The 25,887-nt window shown below is 41.6% G+C and carries 20 protein-coding genes and 1 pseudogene; 11 read left to right on the top strand and 10 right to left on the bottom strand.

The genetic code is table 11. The annotated features are described in order from the left end of the window. Positions 1–415 precede the first annotated feature (415 nt). The 5 genes from lysS to Q0E19_RS06635 form a co-directional block, all read right to left on the bottom strand. A complete protein-coding gene (gene lysS / locus Q0E19_RS06655; protein ID WP_294408332.1) occupies positions 416–1,987 on the bottom strand; it encodes a lysine--tRNA ligase in 1,572 nt (523 codons plus the stop codon). A 76-nt stretch (positions 1,988–2,063) separates the two neighbouring features. After that, complete coding sequence (gene greA, locus Q0E19_RS06650) at positions 2,064–2,546, bottom strand: transcription elongation factor GreA (protein ID WP_294408331.1); 483 nt, start codon at positions 2,544–2,546, stop codon at positions 2,064–2,066. Between the two features lie 171 nt (positions 2,547–2,717). Beyond that, positions 2,718–3,113: a hypothetical protein gene (locus Q0E19_RS06645; protein ID WP_294408330.1), complete on the bottom strand. Its 396-nt coding sequence runs from the start codon at positions 3,111–3,113 to the stop codon at positions 2,718–2,720. Positions 3,114–3,118: 5 nt separating this feature from the next. Continuing rightward, positions 3,119–3,868, bottom strand: coding sequence for a glutamine amidotransferase (locus Q0E19_RS06640; RefSeq protein ID WP_294408329.1), 750 nt, complete (start codon positions 3,866–3,868; stop codon positions 3,119–3,121). Continuing rightward, positions 3,855–5,213, bottom strand: coding sequence for a MurT ligase domain-containing protein (locus Q0E19_RS06635; RefSeq protein ID WP_294408327.1), 1,359 nt, complete (start codon positions 5,211–5,213; stop codon positions 3,855–3,857). Before Q0E19_RS06635 ends, Q0E19_RS06640 begins: the two co-directional genes overlap by 14 nt. Positions 5,214–5,417: 204 nt before the next feature. Here Q0E19_RS06635 and Q0E19_RS06630 point away from each other — a divergent pair, with 204 nt between their 5' ends. Further along, entirely contained in the window at positions 5,418–8,072 is a 2,655-nt protein-coding gene (locus Q0E19_RS06630; protein WP_294408325.1) for a cation-translocating P-type ATPase, read from the top strand. 57 nt (positions 8,073–8,129) lie between these two features. Here Q0E19_RS06630 and pyk read toward each other — a convergent pair whose 3' ends face one another. Continuing rightward, positions 8,130–9,548 carry a pyruvate kinase gene (gene pyk, locus Q0E19_RS06625; RefSeq protein ID WP_294408323.1) on the bottom strand — a complete coding sequence of 473 codons (1,419 nt, stop codon included), beginning with the start codon at positions 9,546–9,548 and terminating at the stop codon, positions 8,130–8,132. A 455-nt stretch (positions 9,549–10,003) separates the two neighbouring features. Between pyk and Q0E19_RS06620 the strand changes: the two genes are divergently transcribed. From Q0E19_RS06620 to dnaJ, 5 genes and pseudogenes are all read left to right on the top strand, one after another. Continuing rightward, on the top strand, positions 10,004–12,628 hold the full coding sequence (locus Q0E19_RS06620; RefSeq protein ID WP_294408322.1) for a valine--tRNA ligase: 2,625 nt from the start codon (positions 10,004–10,006) through the stop codon (positions 12,626–12,628). Positions 12,629–12,873: 245 nt separating this feature from the next. Beyond that, positions 12,874–13,896: a heat-inducible transcriptional repressor HrcA gene (gene hrcA / locus Q0E19_RS06615; protein WP_294408321.1), complete on the top strand. Its 1,023-nt coding sequence runs from the start codon at positions 12,874–12,876 to the stop codon at positions 13,894–13,896. 21 nt (positions 13,897–13,917) lie between these two features. Continuing rightward, a pseudogene (grpE, locus tag Q0E19_RS06610) lies at positions 13,918–14,490 on the top strand (nucleotide exchange factor GrpE); the annotation flags it as partial. Positions 14,491–14,572: 82 nt separating this feature from the next. After that, positions 14,573–16,444 carry a molecular chaperone DnaK gene (dnaK, locus tag Q0E19_RS06605; protein WP_294408320.1) on the top strand — a complete coding sequence of 624 codons (1,872 nt, stop codon included), beginning with the start codon at positions 14,573–14,575 and terminating at the stop codon, positions 16,442–16,444. A gap of 160 nt (positions 16,445–16,604) precedes the next feature. Continuing rightward, on the top strand, positions 16,605–17,753 hold the full coding sequence (dnaJ, locus tag Q0E19_RS06600) for a molecular chaperone DnaJ (RefSeq protein ID WP_294408319.1): 1,149 nt from the start codon (positions 16,605–16,607) through the stop codon (positions 17,751–17,753). 44 nt (positions 17,754–17,797) lie between these two features. Here the strand turns inward: dnaJ and Q0E19_RS06595 are convergent, their stop codons facing one another. The 4 genes from Q0E19_RS06595 to Q0E19_RS06580 form a co-directional block, all read right to left on the bottom strand. Then, positions 17,798–18,334, bottom strand: a complete 537-nt coding sequence (locus Q0E19_RS06595) for a hypothetical protein (RefSeq protein ID WP_294408317.1) — start codon at positions 18,332–18,334, stop codon at positions 17,798–17,800. Then, positions 18,297–18,539 (bottom strand): hypothetical protein, encoded by a 243-nt coding sequence (locus Q0E19_RS06590; protein WP_294408316.1) that lies wholly within the window; start codon positions 18,537–18,539, stop codon positions 18,297–18,299. Before Q0E19_RS06590 ends, Q0E19_RS06595 begins: the two co-directional genes overlap by 38 nt. Before the next feature lie 115 nt (positions 18,540–18,654). Further along, positions 18,655–19,506 carry a putative manganese transporter gene (locus Q0E19_RS06585; RefSeq protein WP_294408314.1) on the bottom strand — a complete coding sequence of 284 codons (852 nt, stop codon included), beginning with the start codon at positions 19,504–19,506 and terminating at the stop codon, positions 18,655–18,657. A 235-nt stretch (positions 19,507–19,741) separates the two neighbouring features. Then, complete coding sequence (locus tag Q0E19_RS06580) at positions 19,742–19,969, bottom strand: hypothetical protein (RefSeq protein WP_294408313.1); 228 nt, start codon at positions 19,967–19,969, stop codon at positions 19,742–19,744. Positions 19,970–20,367: 398 nt separating this feature from the next. On the opposite strand from Q0E19_RS06580, the gene Q0E19_RS06575 reads away from it, so the two are divergent. From Q0E19_RS06575 to Q0E19_RS06555, 5 genes are all read left to right on the top strand, one after another. Further along, positions 20,368–20,739 carry a metal-dependent transcriptional regulator gene (locus Q0E19_RS06575; protein ID WP_294408311.1) on the top strand — a complete coding sequence of 124 codons (372 nt, stop codon included), beginning with the start codon at positions 20,368–20,370 and terminating at the stop codon, positions 20,737–20,739. Positions 20,740–20,900: 161 nt separating this feature from the next. Then, complete coding sequence (gene leuB, locus Q0E19_RS06570; protein WP_294408310.1) at positions 20,901–21,983, top strand: 3-isopropylmalate dehydrogenase; 1,083 nt, start codon at positions 20,901–20,903, stop codon at positions 21,981–21,983. 136 nt (positions 21,984–22,119) lie between these two features. After that, positions 22,120–23,430: a phosphopyruvate hydratase gene (gene eno, locus Q0E19_RS06565; protein WP_294408308.1), complete on the top strand. Its 1,311-nt coding sequence runs from the start codon at positions 22,120–22,122 to the stop codon at positions 23,428–23,430. A gap of 145 nt (positions 23,431–23,575) precedes the next feature. Further along, on the top strand, positions 23,576–25,651 hold the full coding sequence (gene pflB, locus Q0E19_RS06560) for a formate C-acetyltransferase (RefSeq protein ID WP_294408307.1): 2,076 nt from the start codon (positions 23,576–23,578) through the stop codon (positions 25,649–25,651). Next, the gene (locus tag Q0E19_RS06555) at positions 25,641–25,865 is read left to right on the top strand and encodes a hypothetical protein (RefSeq protein WP_294408306.1); all 225 of its coding nucleotides are present in this window, start codon (positions 25,641–25,643) and stop codon (positions 25,863–25,865) included. Before pflB ends, Q0E19_RS06555 begins: the two co-directional genes overlap by 11 nt. Positions 25,866–25,887: the final 22 nt, after the last annotated feature.

Genomic DNA, 25,887 nt, shown 5'->3' with positions numbered 1-25,887 from the left:
TGCCATTTTATTTTCCTCCTTTTTTTCTATTATACCACGGCTAAATGTTTTCTGTCTAATTTATTATAGACGATACATGTTTTAGGTCACGCAGATTTTGATACGACGATGAACGTCTACGCCGACGCCACAAAGGATTTCAAGCTGCAGGAATTTAGAGAACTGGATAGGCTTATCTTTAATGGCGGCAGTTCTGAAAAGTCAGATGAGTGATAGGAAAATACCGATACGATCTATTTTTGATTCATATCGGTATTTTTTTATAAACAAAATCACCGACACAGCCTCAAAGCCATATCGGTGATAATTTATCATATCTTTACGCTGCACCTCATAAAAATGGTGCATATTTGGTGCATTGGTGCAAAATAATGTGACCTTAATGCCCCGAAAACCCTGTAATTACGGTGCTTTCTCACTCCAATGTCTTCATCGTAGGGAACAGCAGTACATCTCTGATAGCAGGGGAGTTGGTAAGCAGCATTACAAGTCTGTCAATACCGTAACCTATACCGCCTGTTGGAGGCATACCGATCTCAAGCGCTCTGAGAAAGTCCTCGTCTATGCGGTTTGCTTCATCATCGCCCTGCTTGAGCAGCTCTTCTTGCTCAACAAAACGCTGTCTCTGGTCAACAGGGTCGTTAAGCTCTGAGTATGCATTACACATCTCCCATGTGTTGATAAACAACTCAAATCTTTCAACATAATCAGGATCTTCCGGCTTTCTCTTTGTAAGAGGTGATATCTCAACAGGGTGATCCATAATAAATGTAGGCTGAATAAGATGCTCCTCAACAAATTCCTCAAAGAACAGATTGAGAATGTCGCCTCTCTTGTGTCTGTCCTCATATTCAACATGATGTTCGTCAGCGATTTTCTTTGCCTCTTCAGTTGTTTCGATCTTGCTGAAATCTACACCTGCATACTTCTTTACAGCGTCAACCATTGTCATTCTTTCAAATGGCTTGCCAAGATCCAGCATATGCTCGCCGTAAGGGATAGTAGTTGAACCGCATACTTCCATTGCAAGATGTCTGAACATCTTTTCTGTCAGATCCATCATTCCGTAATAGTCAGTGTATGCCTGATAAAGTTCCATAAGCGTAAATTCAGGATTGTGTCTTGCGTCAACACCCTCGTTTCTGAAAACTCTGCCTATCTCATAAACTCTTTCAAGTCCGCCGACAATAAGTCTTTTCAGATAAAGTTCAAGAGAAATTCTCAGCTTTACATCTTCATCAAGAGCATTGTAGTGTGTTTCAAATGGTCTTGCAGCAGCGCCGCCTGCATTTGAAACCAGCATAGGAGTTTCAACCTCCATAAAGCCCTGTGCGTCAAGAAATCTTCTTATTGAAGAAATGATCTGTGAACGCTTGATAAATGTATCCTTTACATCAGGGTTGCAGATAAGGTCTGTGTATCTCTGACGGTATCTTGTGTCCTGATCTTTAAGTCCATGCCACTTTTCAGGAAGCGGAAGAAGTGACTTTGAAAGCAGTGTTACAGACTGAGCATGAATAGATATTTCGCCCATTTTAGTTCTGAATACAAAGCCTGAAATGCCGACGATATCGCCGATATCACCCTTCTTGAAACGATCAAATTCATCTTTTCCGATCTCGTTCATACGAACATAGATCTGTACCTTGTCGCTCTTGTCACGAAGATCAAAAAAGCTTGCCTTGCCCATAAGACGTCTTGACATAACACGTCCGGCAACGCTTACAGTTATTCTCTTCTCTTCAAGCAGTTCTTTAAGCTTTTCTTCATCGTCACCTGCTTCTGCCTTGCATTCAGCTTCGACCTTTTCATACTGAGCCTTAGCCTCTGCACAGCTTGCAGTAACATCGTACTTTGTTATTTCAAACGGATTTCTGCCGTCAGCCTTAAGCTCTTCCAGCTTATCCATTCTGATCTTCTTGAGAGAATTAATTTCTTCCTGAGTCATTTCTTCTTCAGGTGCGTTGTTAAGCATTTCTTCACTCATTAATTCCATTCCTTTCGCTGCCTGTGATTTTTATTGGTAATAACAGCCTTTTTATAACGGCTGGATTTATCGAATTTTAGTATTCTTCTCTGCTGATCTCGATTACTTCAAATTTAAGAGTTCCGGCAGGTGCTTCTACTTCAAATATGTCGCCGACCTTTTTCTTGAGAGCAGCTTTGCCGATAGGGGATTCATCAGAGATCTTTCCGTTGTCAGGATCAGATTCAGTTGAACCTACTATCTGAAGTGACTCTATCTCATCAAATTCAAGATCCTTAAGCTTTACATATGAGCCAACACCGATCTCGTGTACAGAAATATCATCATCTTCAACGACTGTTGCGTTGGCAATAAGTATTTCAAGTTCGTTGATCCTTGATTCAAGGATAGCCTGTTCATTCTTTGCTTCATCGTACTCAGCGTTCTCGGAAAGGTCACCGAATGAACGTGCTTCTTTCAGCTTCTGAGCAACCTCTTTACGTTTAACTGTTACAAGATATTCTCTTTCTTCCTGCAGCTTGGCATAACCAGCTTTTGAAACTGTCTTATTGATTTCCAATTATAAACACTCCTATCGAATAAAATTATCGGGTACTATCAAAACTATATTATACATTATTTACAGCCTTTTGTCAAGCATTTCACAGCCATACAAACCTGTTCAAAGGCTGAATTTTTAGTGAATACTGAAAAAATGGAGCGGATACGATCACGCTCCATTGATATTGTTTTATGATCTACTGCCGTCCGTTTCCTTGAATTCAACGATTATTCCCACTTTGGCAAGCAGCCGTGAAGTTACATCACCGTCAAGAGGGTATATCCCGCTTTTACCGGTCTGGTGTTCAGACTCAAAGTGCAGAAACTGAATATAATTCTCACTCAGATCCTCCTGCGAATATACCATTCCCATAATATATCGGTCTTTAAGCGCATAGTAATTCACAGGTTTCAGCTTTTTGAGAACTGACAGATCATCTGCTTTCATAGCCTCACAAAGCTCATCAAATCCCGAATCCACAAAATTTATCTTTCGGCACTTCATATCCTTTATGCGCTTTTTCAGCGGAATATCAGCTGTATCTGAACTGTTCTCGTTCTTGCTGCGTTTAAAAAAGGAAAACATCTGCGTCAGCCCTTTCCGCCAAGCAGCCTGTCAAAAAGCTGGCTGCGGCATTCCTCTTCAAGCCTGTCGTTTATTTCAGACGGTGTGAATTTTTCACCCGTTTTTCTCTCCATACAGTATGAGATTATGTGGTCAGCAAGCTTAGGATTTTTGGAAAGCAGTGGACCGTGAAGATAAGTAGCCGTAACATTCTTTTCAGAGTATCCCTCCGCCTGACTTCCAAACTCATTTCCGTTTCCGAAAAGCACCTTACCGAATGGTGAAGTTATATCCGTTGTCTGTCCGCCGTGATTTTCAAAACCTATTACCTTGTACTTCTCACCATCAAGTTCGGTTTCAATAACAATATTTCCTATGCATCTGCATCTTTTATTGGTCGATGCACAGGTGTGATAGCTGAAAAGACCTATTCCGGGTATCTTCTTTCCGTTTGAGTCTTTGTAATATTGCCCCATAAGCTGATAACCGCCGCATATCATAAGGAAATATACCCCTTTGTCATATGCCGCCTGTATCTTATCTTTCAATCCCAACAGATCGTCAGCCAGCAACTGCTGTTCAAAGTCTGCACCGCCGCCGAGATAGATTATGTCATAATCAGTAAAGTCAGTTTCCCTGCCACCGAGATTATGTTTGTGTATTTCCAGTTCAATGTCTCTCATTTTGCATCTGTATCCGAGTATCTCAACGTTTCCGCTGTCGCCGTACAGATCAAGCATAGCAGGGTACATATGAAGTATCTTAAGCTTCTGCATTTGTGTTTGTACCCTCCTTTTCAGCCTTGTATTTCTTTATAGCACGTCTTGTCGGCTGTATTGCCGTGTAGTTTGCAATGGCATATTTATCGCCCTTTGTGGAAAACAGTTCTTTCATAGCGTCGTCAAGGTCAGGGCGAACGAATATCTTGTCAGGATCATATCCCGAACATTTTATTCTTATAGCTATGTCATATGCTCTTGTTCCCGAAGTCACAACCCTTGTAACATCTTTGAATACCGAGAAGTTTATATCCCATATCCAAGAAACATCATGACCGTCTGCAAGATTATCATTAAGAACAAAAAGAAGTTCCTTTTCACCCTTATGTTCATTCATAACACGCAGAGTCATATTTGCGCCCACAGGATTCTTAGCAAGGTTTACAAGAAGGTCGCTGCCGTCAACTTCAAATTTTTCAAGTCTGCCGTTATTGACTTCAAACTTTTCAAAGGTTTCGTGAAGAACAGACTTGTCAAAATTATAAAGACTTGCCGCAGTATATACAGCCGTAAGATTATATACATAATAAATGCTGTTGTGGCTGATCTTGTAACTTTCACCCTCAAAATCCACAGACGGAACATCAAGCTTTACATTTTCTGCTGTAATATAAGGCTTTACCTTTCCGAATCCGCAGCCCGGACAGCAGAATCTGCCCACATGAGAATACTGATAGTAGTCATAAACAAGTTCCTTGCCGCATACAGGACAGAACTTGCCTTCGCCGACTTCATAAGGCTGTTCAGTAGCGCCTGCATATCTTTCAACGCTGTAATAATAAATATTCTTGTTGTTTGGATTAGCAAGACCAAGACGTGAAACGTTAGGATCGTCTGCGTTCAGAACAACATTGCCCTCAAAGGTTTCAAGAAATTTTTTCACTTTAAGGATAAGTGTTTCTACCTCACCGTTTCTGTCAAGCTGATCTCTGAAAAAGTTCAGCAGTACAAGCGTTTCAAGCTTAAGCTTTGAAAAGATAACAGGAACGTGTGATTCATCTATTTCAAGAACAAGATAATCAGCCTTGACTCTGCCTTTCATATCACAGTTGTTCAGCAGGAGAGAGCATATGCCTGTATCAAGGTTGTTTCCTTGCTTGTTTGTGATAATCTTTTTACCTGTACTTTCAAAAATATGATTAAGATAATTGGTTACGGAAGTCTTTCCGTTAGTGCCTGTAACGGCGATTATCGGACAATCGACCTTAAAGGCTTTAAGACAGTCCTTGTTAAGCTCCCACAGCAGTAACCCTGGGGCATTTCCTGCGTCCTTGCCGAGCAGGTGGAGAGTTTTTACAAGGAACTTTCCGAACCATATCGTAAGTGTGTTTTTTATACTCATTTTCCTTTGCTCCATACTTATTAAAATATACTTCCATTAAATAATAAAACAATTCACGTCAAAAGTCAATAGCAGTTATCAAATATTAAGATTTTTATATTCTAAGGAGTAATCATTTAATATCTGCATTATTCGGGTACAAGCTGAATAGATATAAAACAAGCCGTAAAACAGGTTGAGTTATATATTGAAAGGAATGATATTATGCTGGATATTTTACAGCAGGATCTTACAGCAAAACCGCCGTCGCAGAATGATCTGTTCGGACTGACGTCAGCTGAGGCTCAGAAAAGATATGAAACGGGCGGAGCAAATACTATCGGCGGAAAACGTCATAAAAGTCCCATGAAAATATTTGCAGGTCAGTTTCATGATGTAATGGTAATGATACTTCTTGCCGCAACGGTTATCTCTGTTGCACTGGGACAGTATGCCGACGCTGTACCGATAATACTTATAGTGGTGGTCAATGCGTTTCTTGGCTTTATTCAGGAATACCGCTGTGAAAAAACACTGGAAAAGCTTGAACAGCTTACCGCTCCGACAGCAAGGGTCTACCGTGACGGTAAGCTTGTGAAAATTCCTGCACAGCAGGTGGTTGCAGGAGATATTTTTACTGTTGAAGCAGGGGACAGGATACCTGCCGACGGATATATAATCAAATGTTCATCTTTTAGCTGTGATGAATCAGCTCTTACAGGCGAGGCTGAACCTGCCGCAAAATATCCTCGTACATCAGAGGTAGAGTTCGCATCACTTAATAAAGGCTATCTTGCCTATCTCGGTACAGTAGTCACAAAAGGAACAGCAATTCTTGAGGCTGTTGCCACAGGAGAAAGAAGCCAAATGGGAAGAGTTTCCCGTATGCTTGACGATATTGAAGAAGAGCAGACTCCATTGCAGAAAAAGCTTGGCGAACTGGGAAAAACTCTCGCCATTATATGCATAGGTGTATGTATACTTGTATTTATTGCAGGAGTAATAAGAGGAGAGCCTGTACTTGATATGGCAATGACAGGTATAACTATAGCCATAGCCGCTATTCCAGAGGGACTTCCTGCTACCGTTACTATTGCACTTGCCCTTGCCGTAAGGAAAATGCTTAAACGTCAGGCACTTGTCCACAAGCTCCATTCAGTAGAAACCCTTGGCTGTGCAACCGTAATATGTACAGACAAAACAGGAACTATTACAAAAAACAAAATGACCGTCACTAAAATAATTGACGCTGAGGGCAGAGAATTTTCTGTAAATGATACCGAAAGCTTTTCAGCGGCTACTCCTTCTCTTGCAGGCTTGCTGACCTGCGGTGCGGTGTGTACCAATGCAGTACTTGTTAAAAAACAGGAAGGACGTTTTATACGAAACAGAGGTAAAGAAGTGCTTTCAGCAGAGGGTGATCCTACTGAATGTGCAATAATAACAGCCTGTGCTGCCGCAGGAGTAAACTTTGAGAGTACAGGTCTGAAACGTGTTGACGAGATACCTTTTGACAGCGAAACACGTTCTATGACTGTTATATGCACTGACGAGAGCGGTGAAAAAATAAGCTTTGTAAAGGGAAGTGCCGATGTTATAATCAAAAGCTGCGGCTGGTGGTATGAAAAGGGAAGTCTTGTAAAGCTTAATGCCGCAGACAAAATATCCGCCGCAGGGAGAGGTGACGCACTTGCAAGCGAAGGTCTGCGAGTGATAGCGTTCAGCGAGATAATAGGCGACAAGACTATATTCTTAGGCTTTATGGCAATGCAGGATCCTCCGAGAGAAGAGGCTGCGAGAGCAGTAAGACAATGTGAAAAAGCGGGCATACGCACAGTAATGATAACAGGCGATCATAAGCTCACAGCTATTGCAATAGCACGTCAGACTGGGATAATGAAAGGCGGAAACCTTGCGCTTACAGGTGATGAGCTTGATAAAATGAGTGATGAAAAACTAAGCGAGATAATCGAAAACTGCTCTGTATTTGCCAGAGTGACACCTGCGCATAAACTGAGGATAGTCAGAGCTTTTAAATCAAAAGGACATATCTGCGCCATGACAGGTGACGGAGTAAATGACGCTCCAGCTATAAAGGAAGCCGATATCGGCGTATCAATGGGCATTCAAGGTACAGAAGTCACAAAGCAGGCTGCTGATGTGATACTGCTTGACGATAACTTTGCAACCCTTGTAAATGCTGTTGAGGACGGCAGAACGATATATCAGAACATAAGAAAATTTGTACGCTATCTCATATCCTGCAATATAGGCGAGGTGCTTACAATGCTGGGCGGTATAATAATGGGCTTGCCAATGGTGCTGCTGCCGTCGCAGATACTTCTTGTAAATCTTGTTACAGACAGCCTGCCGGCAGTTGCACTGGGACTTGAACCGCCTGAAAGATCTGTAATGAAAAAGCCGCCGAGAAAAGAAGATGACAGCTTTTTCAGCGGCGGACTTTTGTGGAGAATAATATTCAGGGGTATACTGATAGGACTTTGCACACTTGGTACTTTTACTGTTACTTTAAGCAGAACAGGTTCTATCGAAAATGCAAGAACGGGAGCGCTCATAACCCTTGTGCTTAGTCAGCTTATCCATGTTTTTGAATGTAAGTCAGAGGAAAAAACACTGTTCTCAGTTCCATACCTTTCAAACCCTTTTCTGCTGTTTTCAGTGTTTGTGTCGGCAGCAGCGCTTGTGGCAGGACTTTGTCTGCCTGTTCTGAAAGATGTTTTTTCAGCTTCTCTCCCAAGCCCGATATATATTTTGATCGCAGCGGGATTTTCTCTTCTTGTCCCTGTGGTGTCGGGACTTATAAATGCGCTAAAAAATCGAAGAACAGTAATGACAGCTGTAAATACTCAGAAAGTCTGAGTGATATGAAAAATGCGGAACAAAAGCATAAGCCTATGTTCCGCATTTTATTATTTATTAAGCTTTTTCTACCTTCAAAAGGTTTGTAGTGCCGCTCATTCCCAGCGGAACACCTGCTGTTATAACAACAAGATCTCCCTTTTTGAGATATCCCATTTCAAGAGATACGTCAATAGCGTGTCTTATAAGTTCGTCAGTATTATCCTTTTCTTCAATAATACCAGGAACAATGCCCCATGAAAGATTCATCTGATGACAGGTGGTAACATCGGTTGTCAGACCGATAATAGGGCAGTTTGGTCTGAACTTTGAAAGTGTTCTTGCAGTAGTGCCGCCCTTGGTAACTGTAAGTATAGCGGCAGCGTTAAGATCATGTGCGGTAGTTACAGTAGCGTGTGCGATAGCATCTGTGATAGTTGGATTTTCGGTATCATCACGTTTTTTGAAACGGCTGATATAATCAATATCATTTTCAGTTGTTTCTGCGATCAGAGCCATTGTCTTTACAGCGTCAACAGGATATTTGCCTGCAGCTGTTTCCCCTGAAAGCATGATAGCGGAAGTACCGTCGTAGATAGCGTTTGCTACGTCGGTTATCTCTGCTCTTGTAGGACGTGGATTTGTTATCATTGATTCAAGCATCTGAGTAGCTGTTATTACCTGCTTGCCTGCGTTGTATGCCTTATGGATTATCTCTTTCTGGATAGCAGGGATCTGCTCGAATGGTATCTCTACACCCATATCTCCTCTGGCTACCATTATACCGTCAGCAGCTTCAAGTATCTCGTCTATGTTTTCAACGCCTTCGGCATTTTCGATCTTTGCAATAATTCTCGGATTGAACCAGCCAAGTGACTGTGTGAATTTTCTGAGGTAATTTACATCGGCACCGGTTCTCACGAATGAAGCAGCAATAAAATCAAATCCCATTTTTGCACCGAAAGCGAGGTCAGCCATGTCTGAATCCGAAATATACGGCATTGAAAGCTTGACACCTGGAACGTTGATACCCTTATGGTCGGAAACTACACCGCCGTGGATAACTTCACATTCGATATCTGTTGAATCGACTTTAGTTGCCTTAAGTTCTATGACACCGTCATTTATAAGTATTTTTGTACCTACGGAAACGTCCTTAGGAAGATTTTCAAATGTAATAGAGCAGATCTCAGAAGTACCCTCTACATCTCTTGTAGTAAGGGTGAACTTATCTCCGTCTTTTATAGTAACAGGCTTGTGATCCTTGAAATCCTTTATTCTTATCTCAGGACCTCTTGTATCAAGAAGAGTAGCCACATTCAGACCCAGTTCTTCCCTCAGGGCTGATACGACTTCAAAGCGCTTTCTGTGGACTTCGTGGTCAGAGTGAGAAAAGTTGAAACGTGCAACATCCATGCCGTTTTTCATAAGTTCTCTCATAATGTTTACGTCGTCAGTAGCAGGACCGATTGTACAAACGATTTTAGTTTTACGCATATGATCTTCTCCCTTTGTTTTGCAGTTTAACTGTTTATTTTCCTTACTCGTTCTGAATATCGTAAAATATCCAAAACCTAATTATATTATACTATATGTTAAATTTTTAGTCAAGTAAATTTAAAGTAAAATGTATATTCATAAAGAACATACTGTAAAGTAAAAATTCGGCAGTATGTTTTTCTTATTTATCTGATTTTTGTGTAATTATACAGAAATACGTTCAATAATATCTCAGATACTTGACAAGCATTGAAAAAAGTGTCATAATAAAATTTAGTTATGCCGTACAGGCAGTGCGAAGGGAGTATCGTTATGAATATTTATGCAAAAAAATATCCGCCCCTGCAAAGCATAGTTGATATTTATACACCGTCCTTTCGTAAGGGAATGGGCGTGCGAGTCTGAGACAGTACGCTTGTTTTCTTGAATATTATTTGAAAGGATTGTTATTTATGAAAAAAGAGCTTTCAAAGCTTTATGAGCCTAATAAGGTAGAAGATAAGATCTATAAGTATTGGATAGACGGCGATTACTTCAAGGCTGAACCTGATCCGAAGAAAGAGCCTTACTGTATCGTTATCCCTCCTCCGAATATCACAGGTCAGCTCCACATGGGTCATGCACTTGACAATACTCTTCAGGATATCCTTATCCGTTGGAAGAGAATGAGCGGATACTGCACTCTGTGGGTACCTGGAACAGACCACGCTTCTATCGCCACCGAAGCTAAGATAGTTGAGGCAATGAGAAAAGAGGGCCTTACAAAGGACGATATCGGAAGAGATGGATTTCTTGAAAGAGCATGGGACTGGAAAAAGCAGTACGGCGGAAGAATTATCGAGCAGCTCAAAAAGCTCGGTTCTTCATGCGACTGGTCAAGAGAACGCTTTACAATGGACGAAGGCTGTTCAAAGGCTGTCAAAGAAGTATTTGTAAAGTATTATGAAAAAGGACTTATCTATCGTGGCGAAAGAATAATCAACTGGTGTCCGCACTGCAAAACTTCTATTTCAAATGCAGAAGTCGAGTATGAGGATCAGGCAGGTCATTTCTGGCACCTCAGATATCCGTTTACAGACGGTTCAGGTTATGTTGAACTTGCTACTACAAGACCTGAAACACTTCTCGGCGATACAGCTGTTGCAGTAAATCCTAAGGATGAAAGATATAAGGATATCGTAGGCAAAACTCTTAAACTTCCACTGGTCGGAAGAGAGATACCTGTCGTTGCAGACAGCTATGTTGATATGGAATTCGGTACAGGTGTAGTTAAGATCACTCCTGCACATGACCCTAATGACTTTGAAGTTGGTCAGCGTCATAATCTGCCTGTTCTTAATGTTCTGACGGAAGATGCAAAGATAGTTGACGATTATCCTGAGTATGCTGGAATGGACAGATACGAAGCAAGAAAGAAGATCGTTGAAGATCTTGAAAAGGGCGGATTCCTTGTTGAAGTTGAGGAGCATGAGCATAACGTAGGTACTTGCTACCGCTGCGGAACAACAGTTGAGCCTAGGGTTTCACTCCAGTGGTTCGTTAAAATGGCTGATCTTGCAAAGCCTGCTATCAAGGCTGTTGAAGATGACAGCATTCAGTTTGTTCCTGAAAGATTTGAAAAGAACTACCTTAACTGGATGAACGATATCCGTGACTGGTGCATTTCACGTCAGCTGTGGTGGGGACATCAGATCCCTGCGTTCTACTGTGATGAATGCGGTGAAACAGTAGTTTCAAAGGAAAGCGAAGTATGCTGCCCTAAGTGCGGCAAGAAAATGCGTCAGGATCCTGATACACTCGATACATGGTTCTCATCTGCACTCTGGCCGTTCTCTACACTTGGCTGGCCTGACAAGACAGAAGATCTTGAATATTTCTATCCTACAAATACACTTGTTACAGGTTATGATATCATACCTTTCTGGGTATCAAGAATGATCGTTGCAGGTATGGAGAACATGGATGAAAAGCCGTTTGATACAGTTCTTATCCATGGACTGGTAAGAGATTCACAGGGCAGAAAGATGTCTAAATCTCTCGGCAATGGTATAGATCCGCTGGTAGTTATAGATCAGTATGGCGCAGACGCTCTCAGATTTATGCTTGCAACAGGAAATGCTCCCGGAAATGATATGAGATTTATTGAGGACAAGGTAAAGTCTTCAAGAAACTTTGCTAATAAGATCTGGAACGCAGCAAGATTTATTATGATGAACCTTACAGATGATTTCAAGGCTGATAAGCTCCCTGAAAATCTGAATGTAGAAGATAAATGGATCGTTTCAAAGTTCAATACTCTTGCTAAGGACGTAAACTATAATCTTGATAAGTTTGAGCTTGGCGTTGCCGTTGCAAAGCTTTATGACTTCATCTGGGATGTTTACTGCGACTGGTATATCGAGCTTACAAAGCCTAGAATTGCCGCTGGCGGAGAAACTATGGAAACCGCTCAGGCTGTTCTTGTATGGGTAATGAAGGGTATGCTCAAGCTGCTCCACCCATTTATGCCATTTATTACAGAAGAGATCTGGCAGGCTCTTGTCAATGACGGAACAGCTATCATGGTTCAGGATTTCCCTGTATATGATGAAAAGCTCAACTATGCTGATGACGAGGCTGCATTTGAAAAGATAATGGCAGGTATCAAGGGCATAAGAAACTGCCGTGGAGAAATGAATGTTCCGCCGTCTGTAAAGGCTAAGCTTTATATTGAAACTGCTCAGGCTTCTGTTTTTGAACAGGGCATCATGTTCTTTGAAAGACTTGCGTCTGCTTCAGAAGTTATTATTGTAGATAAGTGTGATGAAAAGGATTGTGCAACAGTGGTTACTGATTCTGCAAGATTCTTTATCCCGCTTTCCGAAATAATCGACACTGAAAAGGAAATGGCAAGACTTACAAAGGACAAGAAGAATGTTCAGAAGGATATAGACTTCCTTAGCAAAAAGCTTTCAAATCAGGGCTTCCTTGCGAAAGCACCTGCACAGCTCATAGAGGCTGAAAAGGCTAAGCTTGCAAAGGCAGAGGAGAAAATGGCTAAGATCGACGAATCTATCGCCACTCTTAACAACAGATAATAATAGTTTTGTTGAACAGCACTGTATGTAGAAGCATACGGTGCTGTTTTTCTATATGTTGTATGCGCATATTGTGCAAGGTGCACAATACTAAACTGTAATATTTTCAAAGTTTGGTGAAAAAATAAGTCTTAACCCCTTGACAAATCAGTCAAAAAGGTATAAACTATACTTAGCACTCAGAGAGATGGAGTGCTAACGCTTAGATAGCAAGAGTGCTAATCAAGCTGAAGGCAGGTGAAAGAATGGACGACAGAAAACTAAAGATCCTGACAGCTGTTGTAGATGAGTACATCGTAACAGGCGAACCGGTAGGTTCAAAAGCTATTATGGCTCATGTCAAAGCGTCTTCGGCTACTATAAGAAATGAAATGGCTGAACTTGAAAAACAAGGTTATCTTGAACAGCCTCATACGTCAGCTGGACGTATACCGACTTATAAAGGTTATCGGCTTTATGTTGACAGCCTTATGGAGGAAAACCCTCTGACCGATGATGAAAAGTCCAAACTTGACGCAATGCTGCCTGATGATTTTGTTACAGAGGAAGATCTTGTGGAACACGCTTCACTTGCTCTTGCAGAGCTTACAAAGTGCGCCACAGTAGTTGCAAACTCAACACCAAAGTTTTCGCTTATATCTAAGGTGGAAGTTATACCGACAGGTAAGCGAATGTACGTTATCTTAATGATAACTTCAAATGGTGCAATAAAAAATAAGGTTTGCAGACTTGAATTTGATCTGACTCATGAACAGCTGGAATTTTTCGATAACTTTGTAAAGGAAAATCTGAACGGAGTTCCGCTCAGTAAGCTGTCGGACGAATACATTTCAAAACTAACAGAGGCTATGGGAACGTATATGATGACCCTTTCGCCGCTGGTTTCAGAACTTATAAAAATGACTAAGGAAATGGGCGCTGATATATCAATAAAAGGTCAGTCAAATCTGCTGACCTGTAAGGATTTCAATCAGCACGAGATAATTTCTTTCTTAGATAATCAGAAGGAACTGAGGAGATTTATTGACGAAACGTTCAATGGTCTGAACATTATGTTCGCACCTGAAAAGGACGGATTTGTTATCCACAATTCCTCTATTATAACCGCTCCTTTCTCAAAGGACGGACACACGGCGGGGGCGCTTGGACTTATCGGCCCGATGCGGCTCGACTATGCGAAATTCATACCGTATCTTGAATATTTCACCAGCAGGATATCAAGTATGATCTCGGAAAAGGATGAAGATGATCCTGATGACGAAAAGTAAAGTACGGAAAAAGAAAGGCAGGCGTATGAAATGGCAAAGGATATAGATAAAGAAGAAAAGCTTGAAGAAACTCAGGCAGAGGAAAAAGAGAACACCGCTGAAGAAGAAACTCAGAACGAAGAGGTGACAGAGGAAACAACAGCAACGGAGGAGAGTGAGGCTGAAAAGCTGCAGAAAGCTCTTGACGAAAGCAAAGACAAGTATCTCAGACTTATGGCTGAGTACGACAATTTCAGAAAGCGTTCAGCAAAGGAAAGATTAGAGATAACCGATACCGCAAAGGGAAGTGCGATCTCCGAAATACTTCCGGTATTCGATAACTTTGAAAGAGCGCTGGGAACAGAAACACAGGATACAGCTTATAAGCAGGGCGTTGAAATGATATTCAAGCAGTTCGGCGACGCACTTAAAAAGCTTGGCGTTGAGATCATTGATCCTGTGGGACAAACTTTTGATCCTAATATTGCAAACGCAGTAAATCAGATCGAAGACCCTGAACTTGGAGAAAATGTGGTAGCACAGGTTTTCCAGAAGGGATATAAGATAGGTGACAAGGTCATCAGATATGCAATGGTAGTAGTTGCAAACCCATAAAAATAACGTTCAGGCAACTGACGGTATTATAAATCAAGTTAATTTACGCATTATATGCATTTATAGAAAGGAAGAATGACTTATGGCAAAGATCATCGGTATAGACCTCGGTACAACAAACTCATGTGTAGCAGTAATGGAAGGCGGCGAAGCAGTCGTTATCCCTAACAGCGAGGGTGCAAGAACAACTCCTTCAGTAGTAGGCGTTTCAAAGAACGGCGACAGACTTGTAGGACAGGTAGCTAAAAGACAGGCAGTTACAAATTTCGATAACACAGTAATTTCGATCAAAAGACATATGGGATCAGATTATAAGGCTAAGATGGGCGGCAAAGAATACACTCCTCAGGAGATCTCAGCTATGATCCTCCAGAAACTTAAGGCTGACGCAGAAGCTTACCTCGGCGAAAAGGTAACAGAGGCTGTTATCACAGTTCCTGCATACTTCACAGATGCTCAGAGACAGGCAACTAAGGACGCTGGTCAGATCGCAGGTCTTAATGTAAGAAGAATCATCAACGAGCCAACAGCAGCTGCTCTTTCTTACGGTATCGATAAGGAAGACGATCAGAAGGTAATGGTATATGACCTCGGCGGCGGTACATTCGATGTATCTATCATCGAAATGGGCGACGGTGTAACAGAGGTTCTTGCTACTGCCGGAAACAACAGACTCGGCGGTGATGACTTCGACCAGAGAATCATTGACTGGATGGTAGCTGAGTTCAAGACAGCTGAGGGCGTTGACCTTACAGGCGACAAGCTCGCTATGCAGAGATTGAAGGAAGCAGCTGAAAAGGCTAAAATCGAACTTTCATCAACACCTTCTTCAACTATCTCACTACCGTTCATCACAGCTGACTCAACAGGTCCAAAGCACCTTGAAATGACACTTACACAGGCTAAGTTCAATGAGATGACAGCTGACCTCGTTGAAGCTACTATGGGACCTGTAAGACAGGCACTTTCAGATTCAGGACTTTCAGCTAACGACCTCCAGAAGGTACTTATGGTCGGCGGTTCTTCAAGAATCCCTGCTGTACAGGAAGCTGTAAGAAAGTTTATGGGCAAAGAACCATTCAAGGGCATCAACCCTGATGAGTGCGTAGCTCTCGGTGCTGCATATCAGGGCGGCGTTCTCGGCGGTGACGTTAAGGATGGTCTGCTCCTCCTCGATGTAACTCCTCTTTCACTCGGTCTTGAAACTATGGGCGGCGTATGCACAAAGATCATCGAAAGAAATACAACTATCCCTACTAAGAAGTCACAGATCTTCTCAACAGCTGCCGACAATCAGTCTGCTGTTGATATCAACGTACTTCAGGGTGAGCGTGAATTCGCTAAGGATAATAAGCAGCTGGGTATGTTCAGACTTGACGGTATCGCTCCTGCTCCAAGAGGAATCCCACAGATCGAAGTAACATTCGATATCGACGCTAACGGTATCGTACACGTTTCTGCTAAGGACCTCGGTACTGGCAAGGAACAGAACATCACTATCACTTCTTCAACAAATATGTCTAAGGACGATATCGACAAGGCTGTAAAGGAAGCAGAGGCTTTCGCAGCTGAAGATGCAAAGAAGAAGGAAGAGGTTGACGCAAGAAATGCTGCCGATCAGCTTGCATTCCAGGCTGAAAAGTCACTGAACGAGTTCGGTGATAAGGTAGACGCTGCTGACAAGTCAGCTTGTCAGGCTAAGATCGATGCTCTTAAGGACGCTCTTAAGGGAACAGATATCGAGGCTATCAAGGCAAAGCATAAGGAGCTTGAGGAAACTTTCCAGGGCGTTGCAACTAAGGTTTATCAGCAGGCTGCACAGGCTCAGGGCGGTGCGCAGGGCTTTGATCCAAACAATATGAATATGGGCGGCGCTGCAAACGGCGGAGCATCTGACAACGGCAATAACGGCGGCGATGATGTTATCGACGCTGAGTTCACAGACGCTGACTAATAACGTATAATATTCAGGCAACACCTCTGTTTCGTATATTTTCGGGGCAGAGGTAATGCCTTGTCTGAGGAAATGTCACTTCAGACAGGGTTTCAGCGATAAAATCTATCGGGAATGGAGGGGAGTCCATGGTTGCTTATGAAAGTGCGTGGACGACAATATGGCAGAAAAACGAGATTACTATGAGGTCCTGGGCGTGTCAAAAAGCGCCTCGGAAGATGAAATAAAGAAAGCATTCCGTAAGCTTGCCAAGCAGTATCATCCGGATCTTCACCCTGGAGATAAGGAGTGCGAGGATAAATTCAAAGAGGTCAATGAGGCTTACGAGGTTCTCTCCGACCCTGATAAGAAAGCACGTTACGATCAGTTCGGTCATGCAGGTGTAGACCCGAACTATGGTGCAGGCGCAGGAGGCGGAGCAGGTTTCGGCGGCTTTGGCGATATGGGAGATATATTCGATTCTATCTTCGGCGGATTTGGCGGAGGTTTTGGCGGTGGACGCAGTGCAAATCCTAACGCTCCGAGAAGAGGCGAGGATATCCGTGCTAATATCGTGATCGACTTTATGGAAGCCTGCAAGGGCAAAAAGGTCAAGGTAAGACTTAATCGTTCAGAACAGTGTCCTGACTGTCACGGTTCAGGTGCAGCTGCAGGAACATCACCTAAGACTTGTCCTGATTGTCATGGTACAGGTCAGGTCAGAGTTACACAGAGAACACCTTTCGGAAATATTTCTCAGTCTTCTGTATGCTCACGCTGCGGCGGTAAGGGTAAGGTAGTAGATTCACCTTGCCATACCTGTAACGGACAGGGAAGAGTAAAGAAAGCTGTTGAGAAGGAGATTCAGATCCCGGCAGGTATTGATGACGGACAGACCCTCAGAGTTGGCGGAGAAGGCAACAGTGGTCTTAACGGCGGTCCTAACGGAGATCTTCATATCAACGTTACAGTTCGTCCTGATCCTATCTTTGAAAGAGACGGATATGACGTATGGACAGAGATACCGCTTACTTATGCTCAGGCAACTCTTGGCGACGAGATAACTGTACCGACAGTTGATGGTAAGGTTAAGTATACAGTTCCTGAGGGAACGCAGACAAGCACTGTATTCCGCCTCAGAGGAAAGGGTATAAAGAAAGTCAATAGAAATGAACACGGTGATCACTATGTTAGAGTCAACGTAGAAGTTCCTAGAAATCTTACCAAAGAACAAAAAGAAAAGCTCAGAGAGTTTGAAAAATCGCTTGGCGAGAAGAACTACGCAAAACGTAAAACTTTCTTTGACAAACTTAAGGATAAATTCAAGTAATAAAAAAGCTGTTGCACAAACGATCGTGCAGCAGCTTTTTTTATTCAGATGCGCCTTTTAGGCGGTTTGTATGGGTCTTTGTAAACTCTGAGTATCTTTATAAGAAATACTCCTAAAATCGCAATATGCAATGCACAGCCTACTATCTGAGCTATCTTTTGATGAAACTGTAAACTATCGCAAACATCTTTCAGCTGTCTGCAAAGCTCATTGTAATGCTCAGTGGTGTACTTGCGTATGTAAATGCTGTTATATGCCTCGTCAAGAGATTCTGTATAAAAAGGCTTGCTGTAAATATTGATGTAAACCGAATAAAACACAGCGGCAATAGAATAAATAATAAAGTATATCGTATAAAATCTTTTTATGTTTGCCGGAAAGTGCATTATTGATGAATTGCGCAGATCTCTAGTGAATATGACAGCAAGAGCGCTGATAACAGTTCCCTTGATGATACCGTCAGCAATGAAAGCAACATACGTCGGTATGACCGAGGTATTGAAATCAATAGAAACAGCATCAATAAATATTTTTATTATGACATCACAAAGGACATAAAGAAGAGCGGAAAATATGCCCATTCTTTTTATGAATCGTATAGTAAAAAGAGTTATAATTATCCCTCCGTTTTAATTTAATGACTTTCAGATCATTGATCCCATTATTTATAGGAATTTCAATAATCGTTGTTGTATAATTGTTTGTATGATTTGTTATTATAATTCCCATTGAAAGCTGTTTAAGCTTCTCGTCGGTAGGGTTGTAAGGAATAATTTTTCTTTTCATAAAGCATTCTCCTCTAGTTAAATTACAAGTCTATTATATATCTTATGATAAAATATGTCAATGGTCTAAGTTGCATAAAAATAGCAGGAACATTTTGTGATGTCCCTGCTGAATATCAGAAAATAATATTCGTTATAAATCCCGTCGCAACGGCTGAGATATACAGAATACCCATGATAAGAAAATTTTCACGATAGTGCTTGTTTATTTTGAAGAGTACCAAAAGTCCCATTCCTGCCCCTGTGCAAAGTCCCGAAATAAGCGCACCGAATGATACGATATCCTGCATATAAAGCTGCGTAAGCACGACAGATGCCGCACAGTTTGGTATGAAACCGACTATTGCCGCTATGAACGGCTGGAATGCGCTGTCTGACATCATTATTGTTTTTACAGCGTCAATACCTGCAAACTCCATTACAAATCCGAGAATAAGGTTGACTACGAGAATGAAAATAATTATGTGCAGCGTGTGGTGAAGCGCAGAATGAAGAATGCTGTGATGTTCACAGTCGCAGTCATCACATAATTCCTTAAAAGGCTCTTCCGATTGATTTCTGCCGGCTATGCGCAGAACAACGTCTACGATAATTCCCGCAGCGATACCTGCTAATGTCTTTATTAGTATGAGCTTCCAAAGCTTGTCTGCAAATTCAGGATTTGAAATTAGAAGAGGTATTGCCTCATCACTTGTTGAAAGATATACGGCAATAAGTGTTCCCATTGATATGAGCCTGCCGGTGTAAAGATTTGAAGCTACGACAGAAAATCCGCATTGAGGTATAGCACCGAGAATACTTCCGCCCACAGCTCCGAAAGGTCCCATTTTCTGAAGTGCCTTTCCGAGTTTGTCAGAAGAGCGGTGTTCAATATATTCAATAAGCAGATAAACTGCAAATAAAAACGGCAGAACTTTTGCACTGTCTATAACAGCGTCCAGAATAACGTCCAGTATTTTGTCGATCATAGATCCTCCTTGTATCAAAACTATATAGGCTTAAAATATAAATATAATATAAATAAACTTCATTGTCAATTGATAAAATGTAAATTTTCGCAAATAAAATAGCCGCATGCTCCCCGCACATTCCGAAAAGGGGAAAACGAAATGTGCATATGGGAAAAGCTGCAGCTGAGTATATATACCAAACCGAAAAATCGGTGGTATGTCTTAAAATGATCTTACTTCCGTTTTGTTGTTTTTAAAGCAGTATATCCACAATGTCGAGTTTTTCGGATATGTAATTTCTTATTTTGTAATAATGTTCATTATCCGAAGTAAGTATCATTGTACAGATACCGTCATCAAGGCGGTATGTTATCTTTTCTGCGCCAAGACTCTCAAGTTTTTTTATTGTCTTTTCTATTTGCTGTATGCTGTTTTGAGAGTAATTTTTAAATGTAAAAATCTGTGTAGTTTTGTTTTTCAATGTTTTTCTCACATTCTTGCATAAGGTTAGTGATGTGTATGATGCTGTAAAATTTTTAAGACTTTTATTTTTTCTGATTTTTATCCCCCTCTATAATACTAAGAGCAAAAAAATCCGGATTTGTGCACACTTTTTCATAAATTTATTTTAAGTTTGTATAAATGCACAAATATTATACTAATGAATTGTATATTATGCACAAATGTTTACACCTGATATAGATTTATAAAAAAATCGTATGTCTATCGACTATCACAGTTTTTGACCGATAAAATTGTTAAACTTGTATAAATTAAATTTTGATTTTATAAATGCTTGCAAAAAAATAAAAAATGTGTTAAAATATAAATAATACAGTTTATGCTTTTGCATATTTGTTTAAGAACGGAGGTTTTGAATTGAAAATACAGGAATCCGCAGAAAATTATTTGGAAACTATTCTTATCATACACGAACGTAAGGGCGAAGTGCGCAGTATAGATATAGTAAATGAACTTGATTATTCTAAGCCGAGCGTCAGCATAGCTATGAAGAATCTTCGTGAAAACGGATATATCAATGTCAATAAAGACGGTTACATAACACTTTCTGATAAGGGGCTTGAAATAGCAGAAAAAATGTATGAGCGTCACAGACTTATTTCTCATTGTCTTGAGCTTATGGGTGTTGACCCTCATGTGGCAGTTGAAGATGCTTGCCGCATCGAACACGTTATCAGTCAGGAATCTTTTGAGGCAATAAAAAAATATGCCGCAAGGCTTGAAAAATAATTTGTTATGTCTGATCTGTGTCAGCTGTGCTTTAAGTACGGCTGCACAGATTTTCTGTTGTATCAAAACTTTCAAATAAACAGTGCCGCTGCTTGATTTTTTTGCCGTTGTATGGTATAATTAATCAATAAAATATATTATGTTATATGGAGTGATCTATAATGAATAAAAAAATTACTGTTATAAAGGGCGACGGAATCGGTCCTGAGATCGTAACAGAAGCAGAAAAGGTCCTTGACAAGGTCGCAGAAAAGTTCGGACACAGCTTTGAGTATACAGATATACTTATGGGCGGCTGCTCTATCGATGCTTGCGGTGTGCCTCTTACTGATGAAGCAGTAGCAACTGCAAAGGCTGCTGATGCAGTTCTTCTCGGTGCTATCGGAGGAAATACATCAACTTCACCTTGGTATAAGCTTGCTCCTCAGCTCAGACCTGAAGCAGGACTTCTTAAGATTCGTAAGGAACTGGGACTTTTTGCAAATCTCAGACCTGCTGTTCTCTATGATGAACTTAAATTTGCCTGCCCGCTGAGAGATGATATCATCGGCGACGGCTTTGATATGATGATAATGAGAGAGCTTACAGGCGGACTTTATTTTGGCGCAAGAGAAACAAAAGATGTTGACGGAGTTGAAACTGCCGTTGATACTCTTTCATACAACGAGAATGAGATCAGAAGAATCGCTAAGCGTGGCTTTGATATAGCAATGAAGAGAAGAAAAAAGGTAACCTCTGTCGATAAAGCTAACGTACTTGATTCTTCAAGACTTTGGAGAAAAGTTGTAAATGAAGTAGCAAAGGATTATCCGGAAGTAGAGCTTGAGCATATGCTGGTCGATAACTGTGCAATGCAGCTGGTAAGAGATCCTAAGCAGTTTGACGTTATCCTTACTGAGAATATGTTCGGTGATATTCTTTCAGATGAAGCCGCAATGGTTACAGGTTCACTGGGAATGCTTGCGTCTGCATCACTGAACGATACAAAATTCGGACTTTATGAACCAAGCCACGGATCTGCTCCTGATATCGCAGGACAGGATAAGGCAAATCCTATCGCAACGATTCTTTCAGCTGCAATGATGCTGAGATTTTCATTCGATATGGATAAGGAAGCTGACGCTATTGAGAACGCAGTAAAGAAAGTTCTTAGCGAGGGTTACCGCACAGGCGATATCATGTCAGAGGGTATGACACAGGTTGGCTGCAAAAAGATGGGAGATCTTATAGCAGAAAGAATCTGATAAAATTAAAAATTTTTGAAAGGCAGTGTGATGAAATATCCGCTGCCTTTTGTTATAATCTCTTTTATTTCGGTTAAAATAGTTTCGTGATTTTTAAAATTATAATGCTATTTTATCAAAGTAAAGGAGAATTATTATGAGAGGCTGTTATGAAAATATGAATATGCAGAAATGCAGGATAGAAAAAATAAAAGGCAGGGAGATACTGGATTCAAGAGGAAATCCTACTGTTGAAGCTGAGGTCTATCTCTGCGGCGGAGTGGTCGGTATCGGACGTTCGCCAAGCGGTGCGTCAACGGGCATTTTTGAAGCCTGTGAGCTGCGTGATAATGATAAACAGCGTTACCTCGGAAAGGGTGTAACAAAGGCTGTGGATAATATCAATGAAAAGATATCACCTTTGCTCAAAGGAATGTGCGCTGCCGATACTCAGCTTATAGACTCTGCTATGACTGCCCTTGATGGCAGTAAGGATAAGTCTAATTTCGGCGCTAATGCAATACTTGCAGTTTCTCTTGCCTGTGCTGACGCAGCAGCCAAATGTCTTGGTGTACCGCTTTACAGATTTATCGGCGGCATAAGCTCCGGCAGAATGCCTGTGCCAATGATGAATATTCTTAACGGAGGAGCGCACGCATCAAATAATGTTGATATTCAGGAATTTATGATAATGCCAGTTGGCGCAGCAGATTTCAGACAGGGATTGCGTTGGTGTGCAGAAGTGTACCATACCCTTGCAAAGATCCTTAAAGTAAGAGGGCTTTCAACAGCAGTTGGAGATGAGGGCGGTTTTGCACCTGACCTTGACAGTGACGAGGCAGCAATTGAGTTAATTTTAGATGCTGTCAGACAGGCGAATTTTGTGCCTGGCGAGGACTTTGTTTTGGCACTGGACGCTGCCGCAAGTGAGTGGAAAACATCGGAAAAGGGAAGTTATAAGCTGCCTAAAAGCGGCAATGTTTATTCATCACAGGAACTTATCGAACGCTGGGTGCTGATCTGTGATAAATATCCTGTAAGATCCATTGAAGATCCACTTGATGAGGAGGACTGGGACGGTTGGAAGAACATCACAAACAGGCTTGGAAGACGTATACAACTCGTTGGTGATGATCTTTTCGTCACCAATTCTGAAAGACTTAACAGAGGGATCGAACTTGGCGCAGCTAATGCGATACTCATTAAATTAAATCAGATCGGTACGCTTTCAGAAACAATAGATGCAGTAAAAACTGCCAAAAATCATGGCTATCGTGCAGTTATTTCTCATAGAAGCGGAGAAACTGAAGATACTTTCATTGCCGATCTTTCTGTTGCTCTGAATGCAGGTCAGATAAAGACGGGCGCACCATGCCGAGGAGAGCGCACAGCTAAGTATAACAGGCTTTTAAAAATAGAAGATGACATCATCTGTACAAAAAAACAGACTTATGGAAGCTGTTTCTAACATATGAAATAAGTGTTGCCCGAAAGTAATATTTTTAAACTTCTATTGACAAGATACTCATATTATGTTACTATATACAAGGTAAATTAACTATATGTAGTTGCACATGGTTAACCCAATCACTATATGTTAGGGAGAGATAAACATGGAAAGAAATTTTTACGAGGAATGGGAAGGCTTTAAGCCAGGCAGATGGTCAAGCACTTCCATTAATCTGAGAGACTTCATTCAGAAGAACTTCACACCATATGACGGTGATGAAAGCTTCCTTGCTGGTCCGACAGAAGCAACAACTAAGCTTTGGAATCAGGTAATGGAACTGTCCGAGAAGGAAAGAGCCGCAGGCGGAGTTCTTGATATGGATACAAAGATAGTTTCAACTATCACTTCACACGGCGCAGGCTACCTCAACAAGGATCTTGAAAAGATCGTTGGTTTCCAGACAGACAAGCCTTTCAAGCGTTCACTCCAGCCTTTCGGCGGTATCAGAATGGCTATCAATGCTTGCGAACAGAACGGCTATACTGTTGATCCTGAAGTAGTTAAGATCTTCACAGAATACAGAAAAACTCATAACCAGGGAGTTTTTGACGCATATACTCCAGAGATGAAGCTTGCAAGACACGCAGCTATCATTACAGGTCTTCCTGATGCTTACGGCAGAGGAAGAATCATCGGAGATTACAGAAGAGTTGCTCTTTACGGTATTGATTACCTCGTTGAAGACAAGAAGGAACAGCTTGCTACTTCACTGGTAAGAATGACTTCAAAGAACATCAGACTCAGAGAAGAACTTGCAGAGCAGATCAGAGCTCTTGGCGAACTCAAGAAGCTCGGTGAGATCTACGGTTACGATATTTCCCGTCCTGCAAAGAACGCTCAGGAAGCTATCCAGTGGCTCTACTTCGGTTACCTCGCTGCTGTTAAGGAGCAGAACGGTGCTGCTATGTCACTCGGAAGAACTTCAACATTCATTGATATCTACATTCAGAGAGATATCGAGAGAGGTATCCTTACAGAAGAGCAGGCACAGGAACTCGTTGACCACTTCATCATGAAGCTCAGACTTGTTAAGTTCGCAAGAACACCTGAGTACAATTCACTCTTCTCAGGCGACCCAACATGGGTAACAGAGTCTATCGGCGGCGTTTCTATCGACGGCGTACCAATGGTAACAAAGACTTCATTCAGATATCTCCACACACTTTCAAACCTCGGTCCTGCACCGGAGCCAAACATGACTGTTCTTTGGTCAACAAAGCTTCCTATCAACTTCAAGAAGTTCTGTGCTAAGACATCTATCATGTCATCTGCTATCCAGTATGAGAACGACGATATGATGAGAGTTACACACGGCGATGACTACGCTATCGCTTGCTGCGTATCTTCAATGAGAGTCGGCAAGGAGATGCAGTTCTTCGGCGCAAGAGCTAACCTCGCTAAGTGTCTCCTCTACGCTATAAACGGCGGTATGGACGAAAGACTTAAGATCCAGGTTGGTCCTAAGTACAGAGCAGTTGAAGGCGATTACCTCGATTATGATGATGTAATGGCTAAGTATGACGATATGATGGAATGGCTCGCAGGTCTGTATGTAAATACACTTAATGTTATCCATTATATGCACGATAAGTATTCTTATGAGAGAGTACAGATGGCTCTTCACGACAGAGATGTTAAGAGATACTTCGCAACAGGTATCGCAGGTCTTTCTGTTGTTGCCGATTCACTTTCAGCTATCAAGTATGCAAAGGTTAAGTGCATCCGTGACGAAGACGGTCTTGTAACAGATTACGAGGTAGAGGGCGATTATCCTAAGTATGGTAACAACGATGACAGAGTTGACCAGATCGCTGTTAAGATCGTAAGAACATTTATGGATAAGATCAGAAAGCACCACACATATCGTGACGGCGTTCCTACAATGTCTATCCTTACTATCACATCAAACGTTGTTTATGGTAAGAAGACAGGTAATACACCTGACGGAAGAAAGATGGGTCAGCCTCTCGCTCCTGGTGCAAACCCAATGCACGGAAGAGATACACACGGCGCAGCTTCTTCACTTTCGTCAGTAGCTAAGCTTCCGTTCAGACACGCTCAGGACGGTATCTCAAACACATTCTCCATTATACCTGGCGCACTCGGAAAGGACGATCAGGTATTTATGGGCGACCTTGATATCGAGAGCATCGCAAAGGAGCTTAACAATGGGGATTAATGCGACCCTTGATGACGACGGTAAGGTAAACGAGCTTGTTGAAATGATAGACAGGCTTATAGCTGAAGGCGATGGTCATATCACAATAAGTGCAGATGAGCTTGCTGAAGGTATGAATGTTAAAACTTACCGTACCTCTGACTGCGGAGCAGACGGCACAAAAGGTGCTTGCTGCCAGCCGACTGAGGATGCAATAGATAATGATGAAGATTAATAAATGCTAAAGAAAGGCAGTG

It is taken from the genome of uncultured Ruminococcus sp. (genome assembly GCF_934476685.1).
GTDB lineage: Bacteria > Bacillota > Clostridia > Oscillospirales > Ruminococcaceae > Hominimerdicola.
The sequence above is the reverse complement of the archived record's forward strand: the minus strand, read 5'-3'. Positions and strand labels throughout refer to the sequence as shown.